This window comes from Blastococcus sp. SYSU D00813, from assembly GCF_054050735.1.
This window is the reverse complement of sequence record NZ_JBJGZX010000014.1, coordinates 1-18,061: the sequence shown is the minus strand read 5'-3', so window position 1 is coordinate 18,061 and position 18,061 is coordinate 1. Positions and strand designations below refer to the sequence as shown.

General features: G+C 76.3%; 19 protein-coding genes. 8 read left to right on the top strand and 11 right to left on the bottom strand.

Annotated features, from left to right (window positions below):
* Positions 1 to 10: 10 nt before the first annotated feature.
* Positions 11 to 1,594, top strand: a complete 1,584-nt coding sequence (locus ACI8AX_RS11905) for a Na+/H+ antiporter (RefSeq protein ID WP_456550024.1) — start codon at positions 11 to 13, stop codon at positions 1,592 to 1,594.
* Here the strand turns inward: ACI8AX_RS11905 and ACI8AX_RS11900 are convergent.
* The 5 genes from ACI8AX_RS11900 to ACI8AX_RS11880 form a co-directional block, all read right to left on the bottom strand.
* On the bottom strand, positions 1,591 to 1,887 hold the full coding sequence (locus tag ACI8AX_RS11900) for a hypothetical protein (RefSeq protein ID WP_456550023.1): 297 nt from the start codon (positions 1,885 to 1,887) through the stop codon (positions 1,591 to 1,593). The genes ACI8AX_RS11905 and ACI8AX_RS11900 overlap by 4 nt on opposite strands.
* A gap of 101 nt (positions 1,888 to 1,988) precedes the next feature.
* Positions 1,989 to 3,386, bottom strand: coding sequence for a DUF4407 domain-containing protein (locus tag ACI8AX_RS11895; protein ID WP_456550022.1), 1,398 nt, complete (start codon positions 3,384 to 3,386; stop codon positions 1,989 to 1,991).
* Between the two features lie 47 nt (positions 3,387 to 3,433).
* Positions 3,434 to 4,405 (bottom strand): hypothetical protein, encoded by a 972-nt coding sequence (locus tag ACI8AX_RS11890; RefSeq protein WP_456550021.1) that lies wholly within the window; start codon positions 4,403 to 4,405, stop codon positions 3,434 to 3,436.
* Positions 4,406 to 4,422: 17 nt separating this feature from the next.
* Positions 4,423 to 5,457 carry an isopenicillin N synthase family dioxygenase gene (locus ACI8AX_RS11885; RefSeq protein ID WP_456550020.1) on the bottom strand — a complete coding sequence of 345 codons (1,035 nt, stop codon included), beginning with the start codon at positions 5,455 to 5,457 and terminating at the stop codon, positions 4,423 to 4,425.
* Between the two features lie 200 nt (positions 5,458 to 5,657).
* A complete protein-coding gene (locus tag ACI8AX_RS11880; RefSeq protein ID WP_456550019.1) occupies positions 5,658 to 6,614 on the bottom strand; it encodes a TIGR03619 family F420-dependent LLM class oxidoreductase in 957 nt (318 codons plus the stop codon).
* Positions 6,615 to 6,646: 32 nt separating this feature from the next.
* Here ACI8AX_RS11880 and ACI8AX_RS11875 point away from each other — a divergent pair, with 32 nt between their 5' ends.
* The gene (locus ACI8AX_RS11875; protein WP_456550018.1) at positions 6,647 to 7,690 is read left to right on the top strand and encodes a zinc-binding dehydrogenase; all 1,044 of its coding nucleotides are present in this window, start codon (positions 6,647 to 6,649) and stop codon (positions 7,688 to 7,690) included.
* Position 7,691: 1 nt separating this feature from the next.
* Here the strand turns inward: ACI8AX_RS11875 and ACI8AX_RS11870 are convergent, their stop codons facing one another.
* Positions 7,692 to 8,444 (bottom strand): enoyl-CoA hydratase-related protein, encoded by a 753-nt coding sequence (locus ACI8AX_RS11870; protein ID WP_456550017.1) that lies wholly within the window; start codon positions 8,442 to 8,444, stop codon positions 7,692 to 7,694.
* A 113-nt stretch (positions 8,445 to 8,557) separates the two neighbouring features.
* Between ACI8AX_RS11870 and ACI8AX_RS11865 the strand changes: the two genes are divergently transcribed.
* Positions 8,558 to 9,772, top strand: coding sequence for a hypothetical protein (locus ACI8AX_RS11865; protein WP_456550016.1), 1,215 nt, complete (start codon positions 8,558 to 8,560; stop codon positions 9,770 to 9,772).
* Between the two features lie 4 nt (positions 9,773 to 9,776).
* On the opposite strand, the gene ACI8AX_RS11860 is transcribed toward ACI8AX_RS11865, so the two are convergent.
* A complete protein-coding gene (locus ACI8AX_RS11860; RefSeq protein WP_456550015.1) occupies positions 9,777 to 10,394 on the bottom strand; it encodes a TIGR03086 family metal-binding protein in 618 nt (205 codons plus the stop codon).
* Positions 10,391 to 10,612, bottom strand: a complete 222-nt coding sequence (locus tag ACI8AX_RS11855) for a hypothetical protein (RefSeq protein ID WP_456550014.1) — start codon at positions 10,610 to 10,612, stop codon at positions 10,391 to 10,393. Before ACI8AX_RS11855 ends, ACI8AX_RS11860 begins: the two co-directional genes overlap by 4 nt.
* Before the next feature lie 98 nt (positions 10,613 to 10,710).
* Between ACI8AX_RS11855 and ACI8AX_RS11850 the strand changes: the two genes are divergently transcribed.
* The 5 genes from ACI8AX_RS11850 to ACI8AX_RS11830 all read left to right on the top strand — a co-directional run bounded on the left by ACI8AX_RS11850 (position 10,711) and on the right by ACI8AX_RS11830 (position 15,660).
* Positions 10,711 to 11,913, top strand: a complete 1,203-nt coding sequence (locus ACI8AX_RS11850) for a hypothetical protein (protein ID WP_456550013.1) — start codon at positions 10,711 to 10,713, stop codon at positions 11,911 to 11,913.
* Between the two features lie 5 nt (positions 11,914 to 11,918).
* Entirely contained in the window at positions 11,919 to 13,103 is a 1,185-nt protein-coding gene (locus ACI8AX_RS11845) for a hypothetical protein (RefSeq protein ID WP_456550012.1), read from the top strand.
* A 70-nt stretch (positions 13,104 to 13,173) separates the two neighbouring features.
* Positions 13,174 to 13,938: a DUF6308 family protein gene (locus ACI8AX_RS11840; RefSeq protein ID WP_456550011.1), complete on the top strand. Its 765-nt coding sequence runs from the start codon at positions 13,174 to 13,176 to the stop codon at positions 13,936 to 13,938.
* A gap of 112 nt (positions 13,939 to 14,050) precedes the next feature.
* Positions 14,051 to 14,473 carry a DUF1810 domain-containing protein gene (locus ACI8AX_RS11835; RefSeq protein WP_456550010.1) on the top strand — a complete coding sequence of 141 codons (423 nt, stop codon included), beginning with the start codon at positions 14,051 to 14,053 and terminating at the stop codon, positions 14,471 to 14,473.
* Positions 14,474 to 14,619: 146 nt separating this feature from the next.
* Positions 14,620 to 15,660 (top strand): glutathione S-transferase family protein, encoded by a 1,041-nt coding sequence (locus tag ACI8AX_RS11830; RefSeq protein ID WP_456550009.1) that lies wholly within the window; start codon positions 14,620 to 14,622, stop codon positions 15,658 to 15,660.
* 12 nt (positions 15,661 to 15,672) lie between these two features.
* On the opposite strand, the gene ACI8AX_RS11825 is transcribed toward ACI8AX_RS11830, so the two are convergent.
* The 3 genes from ACI8AX_RS11825 to ACI8AX_RS11815 form a co-directional block, all read right to left on the bottom strand.
* Complete coding sequence (locus ACI8AX_RS11825; protein ID WP_456550008.1) at positions 15,673 to 15,933, bottom strand: hypothetical protein; 261 nt, start codon at positions 15,931 to 15,933, stop codon at positions 15,673 to 15,675.
* Positions 15,934 to 15,982: 49 nt separating this feature from the next.
* On the bottom strand, positions 15,983 to 16,411 hold the full coding sequence (locus tag ACI8AX_RS11820; protein WP_456550007.1) for a hypothetical protein: 429 nt from the start codon (positions 16,409 to 16,411) through the stop codon (positions 15,983 to 15,985).
* A gap of 374 nt (positions 16,412 to 16,785) precedes the next feature.
* On the bottom strand, positions 16,786 to 18,061 hold a 1,276-nt coding region (locus tag ACI8AX_RS11815), incomplete at its 5' end, for a hypothetical protein (RefSeq protein ID WP_456550006.1).

Sequence of the window (18,061 nt, the reverse complement as noted above, 5' to 3'; positions counted from 1 at the left end):
GTGCGGGGCCGTGCTCGCGCTGGTCGTCACCGTCGTCTTCAGCCTCACCGTGATCGTCGGCCAGACGGTCGGCGCCCGGTACAGCGTCGCGCCGCCGGTGCTGCTCATCCTCTCCGGCGCCGCGCTCGGCCTGATCCCCGAGATCGGCGGCGTGGAGCTCGAGCCCGACGTCGTCCTGCTGATCTTCCTGCCGGCGATCCTCTACTGGGAGAGCCTGAACACCAGCCTCCGCGAGATCCGCGCCAACCTGCGGGTGATCCTGCTGTCGGCGGTCGCGCTGGTCATCGCCACCGCCGCGGCCGTGGCCGGCATCGCCATGGCGCTGGGCATGGACCCGCACGCCGCCTGGGTGCTCGGCGCCGTCCTCGCCCCGACCGACGCCGCCGCCATCGCGGGCCTCGCCAAGCGGATGCCGCGGCGCACCCTCACCACGCTGCGCGCCGAGAGCCTGATCAACGACGGCACCGCGCTGGTCCTGTTCGCCGTCGCCGTCTCGGTCGCCACCGGGGAGGGCGAGGCCGAGCCCGCGCCGCTGGCCGGGGAGTTCCTGCTGTCCTACGGCGGCGGGATCGCGGCCGGGCTGCTGGTCGGGTTCGCGGTGATCGGCGTCCGCCGCCGGCTCGACGACCCGCTGCGGGAGGGTGCGCTGAGCGTCGTCACCCCGTTCGCCGCGTTCCTGGTCGCCGAGGAGGTGCACGCCAGCGGGGTGGTCGCCGTCGTCGTCGCCGGGCTGCTGCTCACCCACGCCGGCCCGCGGATCATCCGGGCGCGCTCGCGCGTGCAGGCCTACGCCTTCTGGGACCTCGCCACCTTCCTGGTCAACGGCTCGCTGTTCGTGCTGGTCGGGGTTCAGGTGCCCGGGGTGATCGACGACCTGGAGGACGGCCGCGAGCTGCACGCGCTCTGGGTGGCGCTGGTGCTGGCCGGGGTCGTGGTGGGCACCCGGCTGGCCTGGGTGCACGTGATGGCCGGTGTCATCCGCACCCTGGACCGGCGACCGCAGCAGCGGCTGCGCCGGGCCACCTGGCAGACCCGGACCGCGGTCGGCTGGGCCGGCTTCCGCGGCGCGGTGTCGCTGGCCGCTGCGCTCGCGGTGCCCGAGACGCTCGGCGACGGCACCCCGTTCCCCGACCGCGACCTCATCGTGTTCACGACGATCGTGGTCATCCTGCTGACCATCGTCGTGCAGGGCGTGACCCTGCCGGCCGTCGTCCGCTGGGCCCGGCTGCCCGAGGACACCGCCCGCGCCGAGGAGGTGCACCTCGCCCGCACCCGCGCGTCGGAGGCGGCGCTCGAGGCGCTCCCGTCGGTCGCGGCCCGGATCGGGGTGGACGGCGACCTGCTCGAGCAGGTCCGCGCGGAGTACGAGCAGCACGCCCGCGACCTGGAGGTGGAGTACTCCGCGGACGGCGACGGCGGTGCGGAGCTGCGCGAGCAGGACCGGCAGCTGCGGCTGGGCCTGCTCGAGCACAAGCGGGCGGCGGTCATCGCGCTGCGCGACGCCCGGCGGATCGACGACATCGTGCTGCGCGAGGTCCAGGCGCAGATGGACATCGAGGAGGTGCGGCTGCTCGGGCCGGCCCCCGCGGACTAGATCGGGCGGGAGGCCCGGCGCCGCCACCACGGGACGTGCCCGGCGTCGCGGGCGATGACCCGGGCGATGCCCTCGCGCACGGCCTGCTCGGCCTCCAGCTCCTCGGCCGGCTCGGCCAGCTCGCGACGCGAGGCGGCGCGCAGGGCGGCGGTGTCGGCGTCACCGGCGGGCGCGGCGGCGAGCCGGTCGGCCTGCCGGCGGAGCTCGTCGGTGGCCCGGCGCGGCTCGGCGAGGCTGCCGCAGACCGGGCAGCGGCCGACCACGCCGTGGTCGCACGCGAAGAACCAGCCCATCCCAGCCCTCCCGAGTCGGCGTGATCCCTGATCAGGGCATCACGCCGACGGGCGGCGGGGACATGCTCCGGTGGGGGTCGTGACCCCGACGGGTGAGCCGGCTACGCGGGGACCCCGGGACGGCGGCGGGCCGTGCGGACCGTCCGGGCGGCGCTGCGGGCCAGCCGGATCGGGCCGGTGTCCCACAGCGCGCGCAGCGGGTCGTCGCCGCCGGCGGCCGGGGCCTCGGCGGGCGCCGGTGCGGCCGGCTGCGGCTGCTGCTGGGCCGCCGCGGCCGCGGCCAGCGCCGAGCGGCGGCGGGCCAGGACGGCCTCCTTATGCCGGTCGACGCGTTCCTTCTCGGCCATGACCAGGAGCTCCTCCTGGGCCTGGGCGATCTCCAGCCGGGACCGCTTCTGCAGCTCCTCGACCTCGACGTCGCCGCGGTCGCGCAGCGCCGCCAGCTCGTCGTAGGCCGACGGCGGGCCGAAGTTCAGCAGCAGCTTGACCAGCACCGGGAGCATCTCGACGCAGAGGAACAGCAGCGACAGCATCGTCTTGGCCGCCCACAGCGTGGTGTTGCGGTCGCTGAGCCGGTCGAGCGCCTCCAGCCGCAGCAGGATGCCTCCGGAGCCCTCGTTGGTGTCGTCGAACTGCGCCTGCAGCCGGTCCTGCTCGGCGCTCAGCCGCGCCAGCTGCTCCTGGTTCGTCGTCAGGGAGGACGAGGCGAGCGCGAGGCTGCGGTCCTCGGCGTCGGCGGCGGCCGAGCGGGCGTCGTCCAAGGCGGTCCGGGCGGCGGTCACCGCGACGGCCGCGGCGTCGGCGGCGGCGCGTGCCTCGACGTAGGCCTGGCCGGTGCCGGCGTCGCCGGTGCCGCAGGTGCCGTCGAGCTCGCACTGGGCGCGGGCCTGCAGCTGCTGGTGGGTGGCGACGGCCTGGTCGAGGGCGGTCTGCTTGGCCCCGACCTCGGCCTGGACGCCGGCCAGCGCCGGGTCGGCGGCACCGCCGGTGGCCACGATCTGCTCCTCGAGGGCGACCTGCTGGGCGAGCTCCGGCAGCCCGGCGAACCGCGCGTCGGCCTCCAGCGAGGTGCGGTACTCGTCGGCGGCCTCGGCCTGCATCGTGACGATCTCGGTGTCGATCTCCTTGTGGAAGACCTGCAGCGTCAGCGGGGTCGCGATGACCACGCCGAGCACGAGCGCGAGCCCCAGCCGCGGGATCGCCAGCGCGATGTTGCGGCCCACCGAGGAGTCGTGCGCCATGCCGACCAGCAGCATCCGGTCGAGGTTGACGACGACGAAGCCCCAGCCCAGGCCGATGAGCAGCGCGACCGGCCACCACACGCCCAGCGCCATCGCCACGGCGAACGCCATGGAGAGGACGGCGAGCCCTCCGGTGCTCAGCAGCACGCCGCCGAGCGCCACGAACCGCGGCCGCGCGCCCGGGGCCACCTCCAGCAGCTCCGGCCGTGCCCCACCGAGCGTCGCGAGGCCGTCCCCGATGCGCCGTCGTCGTGCCATGCCCTCCTCATCGGCAGTCCCGCGCGGTCACGGAACGGTGACGAGGGCTACTGCCGGGATCCCGCTGCCAGGAGCCCGCCGTCCGGCGCGAGGAGCGAGGCCCGGAGCTGGTCGGTCGAGAGGTCCAGGGCGCGGTCGAGGTCCCGGCCGGCGACGGCGCCGCGGGCGACCACCGCACCGTCCCGGACCACCTCCTCCGCCCGGCCGTCGACCGCGGACCGGAGCAGCGCGTCGAGCCGACGCCACCCCGGCTCCGCGACACGGGCACGGACGCCCAGGCCGAAGTGGAGCAGCAACGCCCGCTCGAGCACCTCGACCGACGGCGTCATCACTACCGGCGGTGCCGCGCCCCACGGATCGGCACCCCACCAGTGCCAGACGCCGCGCACCCGCGTGATCCGCTGCCGGTTCGGGAAGCGGCCGCCGTCGAGGTGGAGCTCGGCCCGGTCGCGGTCGATCACCGCGCCGGTGCCGTCGCCGCCGTCCCGGATCCAGTCCTGCACCCGGGCGCACAGGGCGCGGGCGTCGTCGCCCAGCGGGTCGCCGACCGGCCGCATCCAGTCGTTCGGGCGGGTACCGGCCTCCGCGTCCAGCTCCGCCGGGGTGGACCCGGCGAACCCCGAGTAGGCCCGCGCCCCTGACCAGCCGACCGCCGTCGCGCGCAGCCGGCCGCTGTCGTGCTCGCGGACCTCGACCGTGCCGTCGGGCCGCCCGGTCAGGTCGAACCGCCAGGCGTCGGGGTGGCGGAACGGAGTGGACCGCCCCGGGCCGGGGTGCTGCTCGGCCAGGAACAGCTCCACCTCGGCGGCGGTCGGCAGGACGAGTTCGGGCCGCGGGTCGCCGCGGTCGTACCCATCGACCCGGTACTGCCCGTCGTCGCGCCGGGAGAGGACGACCCCGGCCTCCCAGGTGCCGACCTGCACCCGGGCGCCCCGCTCGACGATCACCGTGCCGCCGTGCTCGATGCGGTCCCGCCGCCGGTCGAGGACGGCCAGCAGGTCCGGATCGGGTGCGCCCACCCGCGCATCCTCCCCGGTCAGTCCCGGCCGGCCAGCAGGCGCTCGGTCTCCCGGCCGGTGTGGGGGTTGCGGAGGCCGGCCCGCGAGCCGGCCAGCTTCGCGGTGAGGTGCTCCTCGACGGTCACCGGCAGGTAGCGGTCGGGGTGCTCGGCGTCGACGCACTGCGGCAGCGTCTGGACCACCGCATCGACGTCGCCGTCGCAGAAGAAGGCGGCCGACCGGCGCCGCTGGATCGTGCCGTCGACGACCGGCGGCTTGACCCGGTGCAGCGTCGAGAGCCAGCGGTCGTTGGTCCAGCGGCCGGTGAGGTCGCCGAGGTTGACCAGCAGGGCGCCCTCGGCCGGCTGGACGGCGTGCCAGGCGCCGTCGCCGCCGAGCACCTGCAGCCCGGGCACCCGGTCGGCCCACAGCACGGTGAGGATCCCGTAGTCGGTGTGCGCGCCCATGCCGGTGAGGTCGCTGTCGGGGTCGACGGTGCCCGGAGGCAGCGCGTAGCTGTTCATCCGGAGGACGTCGACAGAGTGGTCCAGGTAGGCGTCGAAGAAGCCGGCCGGCAGGCCGAGGGCGTCGGCGGCCACGGTCGTGAGGATGCGGGCCACCCGGCGGGCCTCGAGGAAGTACGTCCACACGCGCCGCTCGAAGCCGGGCACCTCGGCCGGCCAGGTGTTCTCGGCGTAGTGGTCGGCGGGCAGGTCGTCGCGGCCGTAGGTCGACCGCGCGGCGCCGACGTTGAAGGCCTCGAAGAAGTCGTTCATGCGGGCCACCGACTCCACGCCGAGGGAGAGCGACAGCGACTCCGACCGCGGCGGGCTGTATCCGCGGTTGACCTCCGGCGGGGTCCGGTAGGCCTTCTTGACCTCGAGGTCGAGCGCGAAGAACTCGTCCATGGCGGTGGTCAGGCCCTCGACCACGTCGTCCGGCACCCCGTGCCCGACCACCTGGACGAAGCCGACCTCGCGGCACGCGGCGTCGAAGGCGCGCGCGACGGCGGCCCGGTCGCCCTCCCCGGTCACGTACGGCGAGACGTCGACGACGGGCACGCGGAAGCTCACGCCGGCCGACGGTAGGCGCGCGGCATTACGTGCCTGTGTCGCTGCGACCGCACATGTGCTCCCGGCGCGCTCGTGCTCTTCCCGCGGCAGCGGGCAGAGCACGAAGGGCCGAGGGAGCACACGTCTGCCAGATCGCTCGTGCTCTGCCCGCCGGAGCGGGCAGAGCACGACGACGCGGGGGACGGTGGTGCCGGTCGGGGTCAGCGGAAGGCGGCGAGGACGTTCTCCGCGGTCCAGTGCAGGCCCTCCAGGTGGCCCTCGAGGGTGTCGGGGACGTCGGCGAGGGAGGGCACGCTGGTCCAGGTCACGCCCAGCGAGGCCAGCCGGCCGGCCTCGTCGACGATCTGCTGCGCGCTGGTCGGCCGGAACGCCGGCGGCTGCACCGTGTGGTCCGGCCCGATCCGCGGCTGCACCATCGCGTAGTCGACGTCCAGCGGCCGCCCGTCGCGCAGGTGGGCCACGGAGTCGAGCATCGCGGGCAGCTGCTCGGGCTCCTCGAGCCAGGGCCCCTTCCCTAGCAGCCCACCGGCCGGCGCCCAGCCGTCGCCCTCCCGCGCCGCCCGGCGCAGCGACACCAGCGACCGCCCGCCGAACCACAGCGGCGGGTGCGGCGTCTGCACCGGCCGCGGCTCGAACACCACGTCGGAGAAGCGCACCCACTCCCCGTCGAACGAGGGCCGCTCGGCCGTCCACAGCTCCTTGAGCACCGCGACGTACTCGTCCATGACCGCCCCGCGCCGCTCGAAGGGCACTCCCAGTGCGGCGAACTCCCCCGGCGCCATGCCGACGCCGAAGGTCAGCGTCACCCGCCCGCCGGACAGCACGTCGAGGGTCGCCACGGCCTTCGCCAGCGCGACCGGGTGGTGGTACGGCAGCACGATGACCGCGCTGTTCACCCGGATCCGCGTCGTCGCACCGGCGAGGAATGCCATCGCGGTGGAGGCGTGCGGCCAGTGCGCCCCCATGGCGGGCGCCAGCGAGGTGGGGACGACGAGGTGCTCGGACACCGAGATCGCGTCGAAGCCCAGGTCGTCGGCGGTGCGGGCGATCCGCTGGAAGTCCGCGGCGGTCAGCCGGGCCTGCCACGGCTCGGCTCCGGGCGGGTACCGGCTCGGCGGGTAGCGGTCGAGGCCGGGCAGGCCGGTCGAGAACCTCATCGGGCGACCTCCCGTGTGCTGCACTCCTCGCCGTGCTGACGACCAGCCTCGACGCCGCGCGCACCGTAACGGTCCGCGAGGTGCCCGACCCGGCGCTGCTGCGGCCCACCGACGCGCTCGTCCGGGTCACCGCCACCTGCATCTGCGGCTCGGACCTGCACTCCTACCGCGGCGCCGGCGCCGGCCTGCCGCTGCTCATGGGCCACGAGTTCCTCGGCGTCGTGACCGAGGTCGGCTCGGCGGTCACCGCCGTAGCGCCCGGCGACCTCGTCGTGCCGCACTTCGCGGTCGTCGACGGCACCTGCGACAGCTGCCGCCGCGGCGTCCCGGGCTCCTGCGCACGGCTCTCCTTCTACGGGCTGCCGGACGCCGAGGGCCTGCCCACCGTGGGCGGCCAGTCGGAGCTGGTCCGGGTGCCGCTGGCCGACGGCACGCTGGTCCGCGTCCCCGGCGACCGGCCCGCCGACGTCACCGACGCCGACCTCCTGGCGCTCGCCGACGTCATGGGCACCGGCCACCACGCTGCGGTCGCGGCCGGCGTCGGCCCGGGTTCCACCGTGGTGGTCGTCGGGGACGGCGCCGTCGGCCTGTGCGCGGTGCTCGCCGCCCGCCGGCTCGGCGCCGAGCGGGTGGTGGCGATGTCCCGGCACCCGGCCCGGGCGGCGCTGGCCTCCGAGCTCGGCGCCACCGACGTCGTCGCCGAGCGCGGCCGGGACGGCGTGGCCGCGGTCCGCGAGCTGCTGGGCCGAGACGGCGCCGACGCGGTGTGCGAGTGCGTGGGCAGCCAGGACGCCGTCGACACCGCCGTCGCCGTCACCCGGCCCGGCGGCGCGGTGGGGTTCGTCGGCGCACCGCAGGCGGTCCTGCCGTTCCGCCGCCTGTTCACGAGGAACGTCCGCGCCGGCGGCGGGGTCGCGCCGGTGCGGACGTACCTGCCCGAGCTGCTCGACGCGGTGCTCACCGGCGGCCTGCGCCCCGGCCGGGTCTTCGACCGGGAGCTGCCGCTCGCCGAGGCCGCCGAGGGCTACCGGGCGATGGACGCCCGGGAGGCGGTCAAGGTGCTGCTGCGCCCCTGAGCTACTTCTGCGCCTGCCTGCGCATCGACCACATCTGCGCCGGCCGCTCGAACTGGGTGGCGACCTCCCAGGAGACCGCCGTCGCCGTCTCCTTGCGGAAGTTGCCCACCGTCACCCGCGCCAGCTCCGGGTCGGCGGCGACGCGGGCGGCCAGCTCGCGGGCGCGGGACTCGACGGCGTCGGCGTCCACGGCCTCCCAGGCCAGACCCAGCTCGACGGCCTTGGCGCCGTCGATCTCCTCGCCGAACAGCACCATGGCGGCGGCGGCCTCCCGGCCGATCAGCCGGGACAGGATCACGAAGTGCCCGCCGCCGGGGTGCATGCCGCGCTTGAGGAAGCCGGCCAGCAGCCGCGCGTCGGAGGCGACGACCCGCAGGTCGGTGGCCAGCAGCATGTTCATGCCGGCGCCGACGGCCGAGCCGCGGACGGCCGCGATCGTCGGCACCTTCACCTGGCCCAGCCGGTAGAAGGAGTCGTAGATCGACGACATGCCGTCGTAGAGGTCGGGGCGGGCCGGGTCCTCGCCGGCCGCGGTCAGCGTGGCGACGTCGCCGCCGGCGCAGAACGACTTGCCCACCGCGGTCACGACCAGCGCGCCGACCTCGGGCCGGGCGTCGACCTCGTCGAACACCCCGATCAGCTCCCGGGCCATCGCCGGGGTCAGCGCGTTGCGCCGGTCGGGGGCGTTGAGCGTGACCACGGCGACGCCGCCGTCCACCTCGAGCAGGACCTCACCGGAGCCGGACTCGGACACGCGTGCACCTCTTCTGCGTCGGGAACCCTTCGCAGGCATCAGACCACGCCCCCCGGGAGGCGGGCCAAGCCGGGCACCAGCGCGGCGCAAGGCGGCCGCCCGACGCTGCTCCCGTGAAGCACCGCTCCCCCGCCCGCGCCCTGGTCCCCGCCCTGGCGGCCGTCGCCCTCGCCGGCTGCAGCACCGCCGTCGCCGGCACGGCCACGCCCGAGCTCGACACGGCGTTCACCGAGCGCGCCGGCGAGCTGTCCCTCACCGACACCATCGCCGACGAGCGCCCCTACCTGCAGCACCTCGCCGCCGCGCCCGACGGCACCTTCGTCGCGCTCCTGGCCGGCGGCGCCGACGGCGAGACACTCCTCGTCCGGCTCGACGCCGCCGGCGCCGGCCTGGAGGCGACCGGCACCGTCCCCCTCCCGCCGCTGGACACCGACACGAGGCTGCTCGTGGCCGACGACGGCACCGTGGTCGTCGCCGGCACCGTCGAGGGCGACGACACGGGGGACGAGATCGTGCTCGCCACCGTCGCCCCCGGCGCGGACACGGCCGAGGAGGTCCACCTCGAGCACGGCTACGGCGACTTCCCGCCCACCGTCGGCGGCACCGCCCTCAGCCCGGACGGGCAGGTCCTGTACGTCTCGTTCGGCTACGACGGCGACGTCGCCGGCCGGGTCGTCGCCTTCGACACCGGCACCGGCGAGGTCGTGGACGACGTCGACGTCGACCCGGGCAGCGGCACCGGCGAGCACTACGCCGGGCACCTCGCCGTCCGCCCCGACGGCGGCGTCGCCGTGCTGGTGAGCGCCTACGACGAGCGGGTCGAGTCCGGGGCCGACGACGACACGCCGCGCGCCGTGCTCGTGGAGTACGACGCCGACCTCGAGCCCGTCGGCGAGCCGGTGCCCCTGCTCCCCGACTCCGTCGAGAGCATCAGCCGGGAGCTGTTCGTCCTGCCCGGCGGCGGCTACGTCGCGGTCGCCGTCGACGGCGTCTACCAGTCCTCGGAGATCCGGCTGGTCGTCGTGCGCGACGGCGCGGTCGAGCAGGTGCACGAGCTCGACGAGGTGGTCGACCTGGACGTCGTGCCCGACGACGTCGACCTCGGCTCGGACGGCCGCTACCTGTACGTGCCGTGGAGCGGGAGCGGCGGGACCCAGGGCGTCACCACCATCGACCTGGCCACCGGCGAGGCCGTCGCCGAGGTCGCGCTGTGCGACGGCCCGGGCTTCGCCGCGAACGTGGCCGTCGGCGCCGACGGGACACAGCTGCTCGCCGGCGGCGGCTGCGGCGAGGAGGACCCCGAGGAGCTGGCCGTCCTGCTCCGCTGAGGCCTCAGCCCTGCGCCGGGCGCCACCGCGGGTCGCGGCCGGTGCGGCCGAGCAGCCGGTCGAACGCCGGCGCGTCCTCCGGCACGTCGACCGGCGGGCCGAACAGCCCCTCGGGCGCCGGCCCGTCCGCCGTCACCGCCGACACGAAGCCGAGCGCGGCCTCGGTGGCCCGCGGGTCGGGCCGGTAGGGCTGGCCGGTGGCGACGGCGAGGTCCCAGCCGTGCACGAGCACCTCGTCCACCGCCACCGCGGCCGTCTCCGGCGCCGGCATGGTGACCCCGCCGGCCTCCGCGCTGCCCTCCCAGGCGGCCGGGTCGCGCCAGGCGGCGGCCAGGGCCTGGAGCCGCTCGGGGATGCGGGTGCGCCAGTCGGGGGTCAGCGCGTCGGCCTCCGCGCTCGCCGTCCCGCCGGCCTGCTTCTCCGCGGCCAGGCGGAAGGCGAGGGCCAGGCCGTCGAGGTGGTCGAGGAGGCCGGCCACGGCGGTGCCGGCGCACGGAGTCGCGCCGGGGAGCTGGTCGTCCCGGATCGCCCCGACCACGCGCGCGGTCTCGGCGGCCGCGGCCGCGAGCGCCTGCTGCATCGTCTCCATGCAGCGGTGACCGGCCGGGCCGGCCGGACTCATCGCCGGTCGACCACCCCGGGCACCGGCGGGGACGCCGGGCGGCCGCGCCCGGCCGCCCGGCGGACGATCGCCACGACGCCCGCGGTGTCCAGCAGGGCACCCACAGCGACCAGCACCCAGCCGACCGTCGTCGACCCGGTCACGAGCAGCACCACGCCGGCGGCCAGCACGGCCATCGCGACGGCGACCAGCAGGAATTCCCGGGGGACGGCACCCATGACCCCGGATCCTGGCACGCAAGGCGGCTGCGAGTGGCGTGCAAGCGCGGCGGGCGAACCTGACGGCGTCCCGCCCCCTGCCCTCCCGGAGCACCCCGATGACCGCCCGCCCCCCGCTGCCCCTCCTCCTCGGCGCCGCCGGCCTGCTCCTGGCCGCCGGCTGCTCGACCGGCGTGGCCGGGGCGGCGACGCCGCAGCGGCCGCCGGCGGTGAGCGCCGGGCCCCTCACCGAGGAACTGGGCGGCGTGGACCTGGCCGAGGCCGTCGGGCAGCCGGACGCCCAGATCTGGGACCTCGCCGCCCACCCCGACGGGTCCACGCTCGCCCTGGTCGCCCTCCCCGACGGCTACGCCCACGACTGGCTGGTGCGCCTCGTGCCCGGCCCGGACGGCCTGCAGGTCAGCGCGGTGACCGAGGTGCCCGCCTTCTACCAGTACTCGCAGGTGCTCACCGCCGACGACGGCACGGTCGTCGTGGCCGGACCCGCCCCGGGCCCCGAGGGCCTGGGCCTGGTCGTCGCCACCGTGCGGGACGGCGAGGTCACCGAGCACGCGGTCGACGCGGGCGTCGACGGCACGCCGGACAGCACCGCCGCGGCCCTCTCCCCCGACGGCGGCACGCTGTACGTCGCCGGGGACTGGTACGACGACGACGAGGGCAGCCTGCTGTTCGCCGTGGACGTGGCCAGCGGCGAGGTCGAGGAGAGCGCGTCGCTGGGGTTGGAGACGCCGGGCGAGGCCGTCCTCTACGACCTCGCGCTGGGCCCGGACGGCGACGTGTACGCCCAGGTGTCGCTCGACCGGGACGCCGACGGCGACGAGTCCGGCGCCGTCCTGGTCCGGTACGACGCCGGCCTGGAGCTCGCCGCCGAGCCGGTCGAGCTGGTCGCCGACGAGCCGGACAGCGTCACCGGCGCCCTGCAGGTGCTGCCCGACGGCACCGTCCTGGCCACCGTCACCGCCGGCCACTTCACCACCGGCGACCCGCGGCTGGTCGTCGTCCGCGACGGCGCGGTCACGGAGTCGATCGAGCTCGAGGACACCTCCGACACCCCGCACCACCTGGCGACCGACCCCGACGGCCGCTACGTGTACCTGCCGTACAACACCACGGACTACGAGCCCACGCTGGTCACGCTCGACCTGACCACCGGCGAGGTCGTCGCCTCGGTGCCGGTGTGCGGACAGGGCGGCGGCGGGGTCGGCTACGTCGTCCTGGCCGCGGACGCCCAGACGGTCACCACCGGCTCCGCCTGCATCGTCGACGGCGGCGTCGCCTTCACCGCCTCGCTGGTCGGGTGATCCCGGTGACCCGCCTCCGCCTCCCCGCCCTCTGCGCCGCGCTGCTGTTCGCCGCCGGCTGCACCGCCTCTCCCGCCGACGACGGCGACCGCCCCGCCGGGGCACGGCCGGCCGCCGACGGCGGCGCCCTCGACACGGTCACCGGGTCGCTGACCGTGCCCGAGCGCGGGACCCTCACCACCCCCGAGGACGCCGCGGTCGGCCCCGACGGCGAGCCGGTGCTGCTGTTCGCCGTCGACGCCGACGCCGGCGGGCCGCTGGTCGTCGTCCGCCCCACCGCGGAGGACGGCTGGACCGAGGTCGTCCTCGACGCCTACGACCGGCGGATCTGGGAGTCGGGGCTCGACGTCGCGCCCGACGGCACCGTGGTGGTGGCCGGCTACAGCGGCGACGCCGTGGCCGTCTCCCGGATCGCGCCGGACGGCACGGTGGGCACCGTCCCCGTCGCCGCCGACCTGCCCCCGGACACCGGACACGTGAGCGCCACCGCTCTCTCCCCCGACGGCGCCACGCTCTACCTCGCGGTGCAGCGGGTGGACCAGCCCCTCCGGCTGCTCGCGGTGGACGCCGCCACGGGCGCGGTGGCCGCCGACCGGGTCGTGCCCTCGACGGGGCAGGGCCTCAACCGCGCCGACGCGATCGCGGTCGCGGCCGACGGGACGGTGTTCGTCGGCCTGGACACCCAGACGGGGCCCGACGGGGAGCAGACCGCCGAGCTCGCCCGCTTCACCCCGGCACTGGAGCCGGCCGGCACGGTGCCGCTGCTGCCCGGGACGCCGGCGTACGACGTCCGCCGGCTGGCAGTCACCCCGGACGGCGCCGCGGTGCTGGCGGTCCACGACGGCGTGATCGGGGACGAGGCGAACGTGCTGGCGCTGGTCCTGGTCGAGCCGGGCGCGACGACGGCGACCCGCGTGGCGACCGTGTCGGAGGAGCAGGTCATCGACTCCCTCGCCGTCGACCCGGAGGCCCGGTACGCCTACCTCGGCGGGCTGCGGCAGCCGATCGGCGCCGACGCCGTCACGGTCACCGCGGTCGACCTCGCGACCGGCGAGGTCGGGCCGGACGTCCCCCTGTGCGACGGGTCGACGGTGGACGCCCTCGTCGTCCCGGACGCCGCCGGACCGGCCTACGCCGCGGTGACCTGCGACGCCGCCGCGAGTGAGACGGAGCTGGTCACGCTGGCCTGAGCGCTCGCCCGGCCGGACCGCCCGGTCCTGGGTACCGTCGGCGAGGACGCCGACGTCGGAGGGGGAGCCGATGGACGTCGCATTGATGCTGCCCAGCGCCGGTCCGGAACCGATCGGCGTGGACGACGCCTTCGCCGCCGTCGTCGGCTACGCCCTGGGGCGCCGGCCGCTGCGCTTCCGCGCGCCCAACGCCCGCGAGGGCCACTGGGTGCGGGTGCGGGCCTTCGCCTTCGACCGCTTCGACCGCCAGCCGCCCGAGACCGGGCCCCGGATGACCGACCGCGACGTGCTGCTCGCCGAGGGCCTGCACGGCCGGCTGGACCCGGGGGGCTGGTCCGCGGTGCGCGCCGCCCTCGACGCGGCGCTGCCGGTGGCCGAGCGTGCCCTGCGGCGCGCGGCCGGGCGGGCGTTCTGGGAGCTGCCCGAGGACGAGACGAGCGTGCTCGCCGAGCCGGGCACCGTGGGGGCGGCGCTGCGGTCGCTGGGCGAGGGGCCGCACGCTCCGTACGTGCTGGCGGCGCTGCACCACCGCCGGCCGGAGCTGTTCCCGCTGCTCGACGGCATCACCTGGCGGCAGCTGTGGCCGCACACCGCCGAGGGCGACAGCGGGGTGCACGCGGTGGTGCTGCGCGAGCTGCACGCGAACGCCGCGGCGTTCGCGCTCCTGGAGGCCCGGGCCGGGGCCGTCCTGGGGCAGCGGGTGACCCGGCTGCGGCTGCACGACGTGCTGCTGTGGCTGGCCGGCTCGCTGCGCACGGAGACGGCGATCGCGCTGGGCCGGGCCGTCGACGACGAGGCCGGCACCCGCGAGCCCGCCACCGTCGGCGCCCGGTAGGCGGGGTCGCCGGCCGGGCCCTCGGGTCGTCGGCGGGAGGTGCCGTGCGCCCGCATCGACCGAGCGGCGTGGCGAGGGTTGGTCGGGCGCGGACGGCGGGCATGCAGCGGCCGTGAGCGACCCCTTCGACCTGCAGCGCTTCGTCGACGCCCAGGCCGGCACGTATGACCAGGCCCTCGCCGAGCTGCGCGCCGGCGCCAAGCGGGGCCACTGGATGTGGTTCGTCTTCCCCCAGATCACCGGCCTCGGCTCCAGCCCGACAGCGCAGCGCTACGCGATCTCGGGGCTCCCGGAGGCGCAGGCCTACCTCGACCACCCCGTGCTGGGCCCACGCCTGGTGGAGTGCGCCCAGGCGCTGCTGGACCTCGGACCGGTCGACCCCGTGCGGGTGCTCGGCCCCGTCGACGCGGTGAAGCTGCGCTCGTCGATGACGCTGTTCGAGAGCGCCGAGCCCGAGGCCGCCGTCTTCGCCGCGGTGCTGGACCGCTGGTACGGCGGGCAGCGGGACGACGCCACGCTCTCCCGGCTCGGCTGACCACGGCTCAGCCGAGCGGGCCCGGCCGCCCGAACACGCCCGAGGCGGCCCCCTGTCGACATACCGAGATGTCGCCGGCGCGTCGTCCACCGGTCACCGGGAGGTCATCACGAGCGGACCGGCGAGGTCTCGACCAAGCTGGGGCGGTGAGCGACGACACCACCGGGTCCGGCTACGTCGAGCAGGGCCAGGAGTACAAGCGCGACTCCAACTACCTCCCCGACCGCATCACCGCCGACGGGTCCAGCGGCTGGAAGGTCGAGCCGGGGCGCTACCGCCTGGTGATCGCCCGGGCCTGCCCGTGGGCCAACCGGTCGGCGATCGTGCGGCGGCTGCTGGGCCTCGAGCCGGTGCTGTCCATGGGCATCTGCGGCCCGGTCCACGACGAGCGCAGCTGGACCTTCGACCTCGACCCGGGCGGGCGCGACCCGGTGCTGGGCTACGAGCGGCTGCAGGAGGCGTTCCTCGCCCGCGACCCGGAGTACCCGCGCGGCATCACCGTGCCGGCGATGGTCGACGTCCCGACCAAGGCCGTCGTCACCAACGACTTCGCGCAGATCACCCTGGACCTGTCCACCGAGTGGACGGCGTACCACCGCGACGGCGCGCCGGACCTCTACCCCGAGCACCTGCGGGACGAGATGGACGAGGTGATGCAGCGGGTCTACACGGAGGTCAACAACGGCGTGTACCGCTGCGGCTTCGCCGGCTCCCAGCGCGCCTACGACAAGGCGTACTCCCGGCTGTTCACCGCGCTGGACTGGCTGTCGGAGCGGCTGGCCGACCGCCGCTACCTGATGGGCGACACGATCACCGAGGCCGACGTCCGGCTGTTCACCACGCTGGCCCGCTTCGACGCCGTCTACCACGGCCACTTCAAGTGCAACCGGCAGAAGCTGTCGGAGATGCCGGTGCTGTGGGCCTACGCCCGCGACCTGTTCCAGACGCCGGGCTTCGGCGACACCACCGACTTCCCGCAGATCAAGGAGCACTACTACGTCGTCCACGCCGACATCAACCCGACGCAGGTCATCCCGATGGGGCCGGACACGTCGAACTGGCTGACCCCGCACGGCCGGGAGGAGCTCGGCGGGTCACCCTTCGGCGACGGGACGCCGCCGGGACCGGTCGCCGCGGGCGAGGAGGTCCCCGCCGAGCACGGCCCGGGCGGCATCGGCCACCGCTGAGCGCGGCGGGGGTCAGTCCCCGCCGCCACCTCCGCCGCCGCCGTCCCCACCACCACCGCCGCCGGAGTCCGCTCCGCCGTCGGCGCCGCCGTCCCACCCGGAGCGGTCGTCGTCGTACGAGCCGCCACCGCCGCCCCAGTAGCCGCTGTCGCCGCCGCCGTCGCGGGCCGGGCGCCGGCGGCGCGGGCGGCGCGACGCGGAGACGCTCCGGGCGGTGACCAGGACGACGCCGGCCAGGACGACCAGCAGCACGACGAGCAGCAGGTACCTCACGCGGGCCACTCTGGCGCAGCCGCCGCCCAACGGGCCAGCCTGCGCGCGTTCAGTCACCGCCCCCGGAGCTGCTGCCGCCGTCCGAGCCGCTGCCGCCGCTGTCCGAGCTGCTGCTGTCCGAGCCGCTGCTGCTGCTGTCCGAGCCGCTGCCGCCGCCGTCCCAGGAGCTGCCGCGGTCGTCCGCGCCGGCGCCGCCGTCACCGGGCCAGGGCCCTGGGGGCTCCCGGTCGGCGGGGTCGTGGTCGTCCCAGGAGGCCCCGCCGTCCCCGGTCCAGGGGCCGGCGGTGGGCTGCCAGGTCGTGTCGGAGGAGGCGCCGCCGTCCCCGGTCCACGCAGCGGTCCTCGGCGGGCCGGTCCAGCGAGCGGCGTCCGGGGCGTCCGTCGACGACGTCCGCCGCGGCCCCCAGGCGCCGGCCAGGCGCGCGCCCAGCACCACGAGCGCGAGGACGACGGCGAGGAAGACCACCGTGTACAGCACGGACGCCACTGTGCCGCCCCGGACAGGGTCTGCCCAGGGCGGCACAGCGGGTGATCCAGCCGGGGCGGAGAGGTCGGGAGTCACTGGGACGCCGCGTCGTCCGTGGTGCGTGACTCCAGCCCCCGTTACCTCTCCGCCTCGTGCTCCGGCCCGCCCGAGGGGCCGACCGGGGCACGACCGGTGTCAGCGGCCGGCCGGTGCGTCGCTTCCGGAGGAGAGCCGACGTCCGGGACCGGGCGGCCGCGGGCGGCCGGTCACGCGGGAGGCGTCATGCGAGGTCCTCCTCCGGAGCGCGCAGTCCGCGCTCCTTCTGGCCGCGCGTCGCCGGCGGGCCCGCGGTCAGCGGGCGGGGCCGGGCGCGGCCGGGAGGAGGGTCAGTCGGGCGAGGTGCCCGGGCCGTCGAGGACCCCGGCGGCCGCACCGGCCGGCGAGGTGTCGACGGACGCCGTCCCGCCCTCGGGCAGAGGGAGGACCGGCGCGGGAGCCGCGTCCGGAGACGCGACCGGAGAGGAGGACGACGAGGAGGTCGTCGAGGACGACGGCGCGGGCGCCGGGACCGGCGGGCGCGGGGTGTCCGGGGCGACCGGCGCACCGGCCTGCGGCGTGGCCGCGGTCCCGGACGTCGAGCCGGTCGCGGTCGAGCGGGCGGACGGAGCCGGCGCGGTGGCGCGCGGGTCCCCGGTCGACGTGGCGAGCGCGAGCGGCGCCGGGTCGTCGACGGGGGTCGCGGTGGGAGGCGCGACCGCGGCGGGCGCGACGGCGTCGACAGCGGGAGCGGCCGGCGTCGGGGCTTCAGGCAGTTCCGCGCCGGGAGCGGACCCGGGCGCCGACGGCACGACGGGTCGGAACACCGGTGCGAGGGGCTCAGCGAGCGGCGGAACAGCCGGGGTGAGGACCGGCGCGACAGCCTCGACGACGGGCGCCAGGACCTCGGCCACCGGGGCGACGACCGGCGCCACCACACCGACCACCGGGGTCACGACCTCGACCACGGGCGGAACGACCGCCTCCACCACCGGCTCGACGACCGCGACGACCGGCGGCAACACCGGCGCCACCACATCCACGACCGGAGCGACGACCTCGACCACCGGCTCGACCACCGGAGTCACGACCTCGACCACGGGCGGAACGACCGTCTCCACCACCGGGTCCACCACCCGAGTCACGACCTCGACCACTGGCTCGATGACCGGGGTCACGACCTCGACCACCGGGGTCACGACCTCGACCACGGGCGGAACGACCGCCTCGACCACCGGCTCGACGACGGCGACGACCGGAGGCAGCACCGGCGCCACCACATCCACGACCGGAGCGACGACCTCGACCACCGGCTCGACCACCGGGGTCACGACCTCGACCACGGGCGGAACGACCGCCTCGACCACCGGCTCGACGACGCCGACGACCGGAGGCAGCACCGGCGCCACCACATCCACGACCGGAGCGACGACCTCGACCACCGGCTCGACCACCGGCTCGACCACCGGGGTCACGACCTCGACCACTGGGGCCACGACCTCGACCACCGGCTCGACCACCGGGGTCACGACCTCGACCACTGGGGCCACGACCTCGACCACCGGCTCGACCACCGGGGTCACGACCTCGACCACTGGGGCCACGACCTCGACCACCGGCTCGACC

Excerpts from the sequence above, each read along its gene's own strand:
- ACI8AX_RS11900 (WP_456550023.1), bottom strand. The coding sequence starts at position 1,887 with ATGGGCTGGTTCTTCGCGTGCGACCACGGCGTGGTCGGCCGCTGCCCG.
- ACI8AX_RS11840 (WP_456550011.1), top strand. The coding sequence starts at position 13,174 with ATGGACGTCGCATTGATGCTGCCCAGCGCCGGTCCGGAACCGATCGGC.
- ACI8AX_RS11850 (WP_456550013.1), top strand. The coding sequence starts at position 10,711 with ATGACCGCCCGCCCCCCGCTGCCCCTCCTCCTCGGCGCCGCCGGCCTG.
- ACI8AX_RS11860 (WP_456550015.1), bottom strand. The coding sequence starts at position 10,394 with ATGAGTCCGGCCGGCCCGGCCGGTCACCGCTGCATGGAGACGATGCAG.
- ACI8AX_RS11855 (WP_456550014.1), bottom strand. The coding sequence starts at position 10,612 with ATGGGTGCCGTCCCCCGGGAATTCCTGCTGGTCGCCGTCGCGATGGCC.
- ACI8AX_RS11880 (WP_456550019.1), bottom strand. The coding sequence starts at position 6,614 with ATGAGGTTCTCGACCGGCCTGCCCGGCCTCGACCGCTACCCGCCGAGC.
- ACI8AX_RS11895 (WP_456550022.1), bottom strand. The coding sequence starts at position 3,386 with ATGGCACGACGACGGCGCATCGGGGACGGCCTCGCGACGCTCGGTGGG.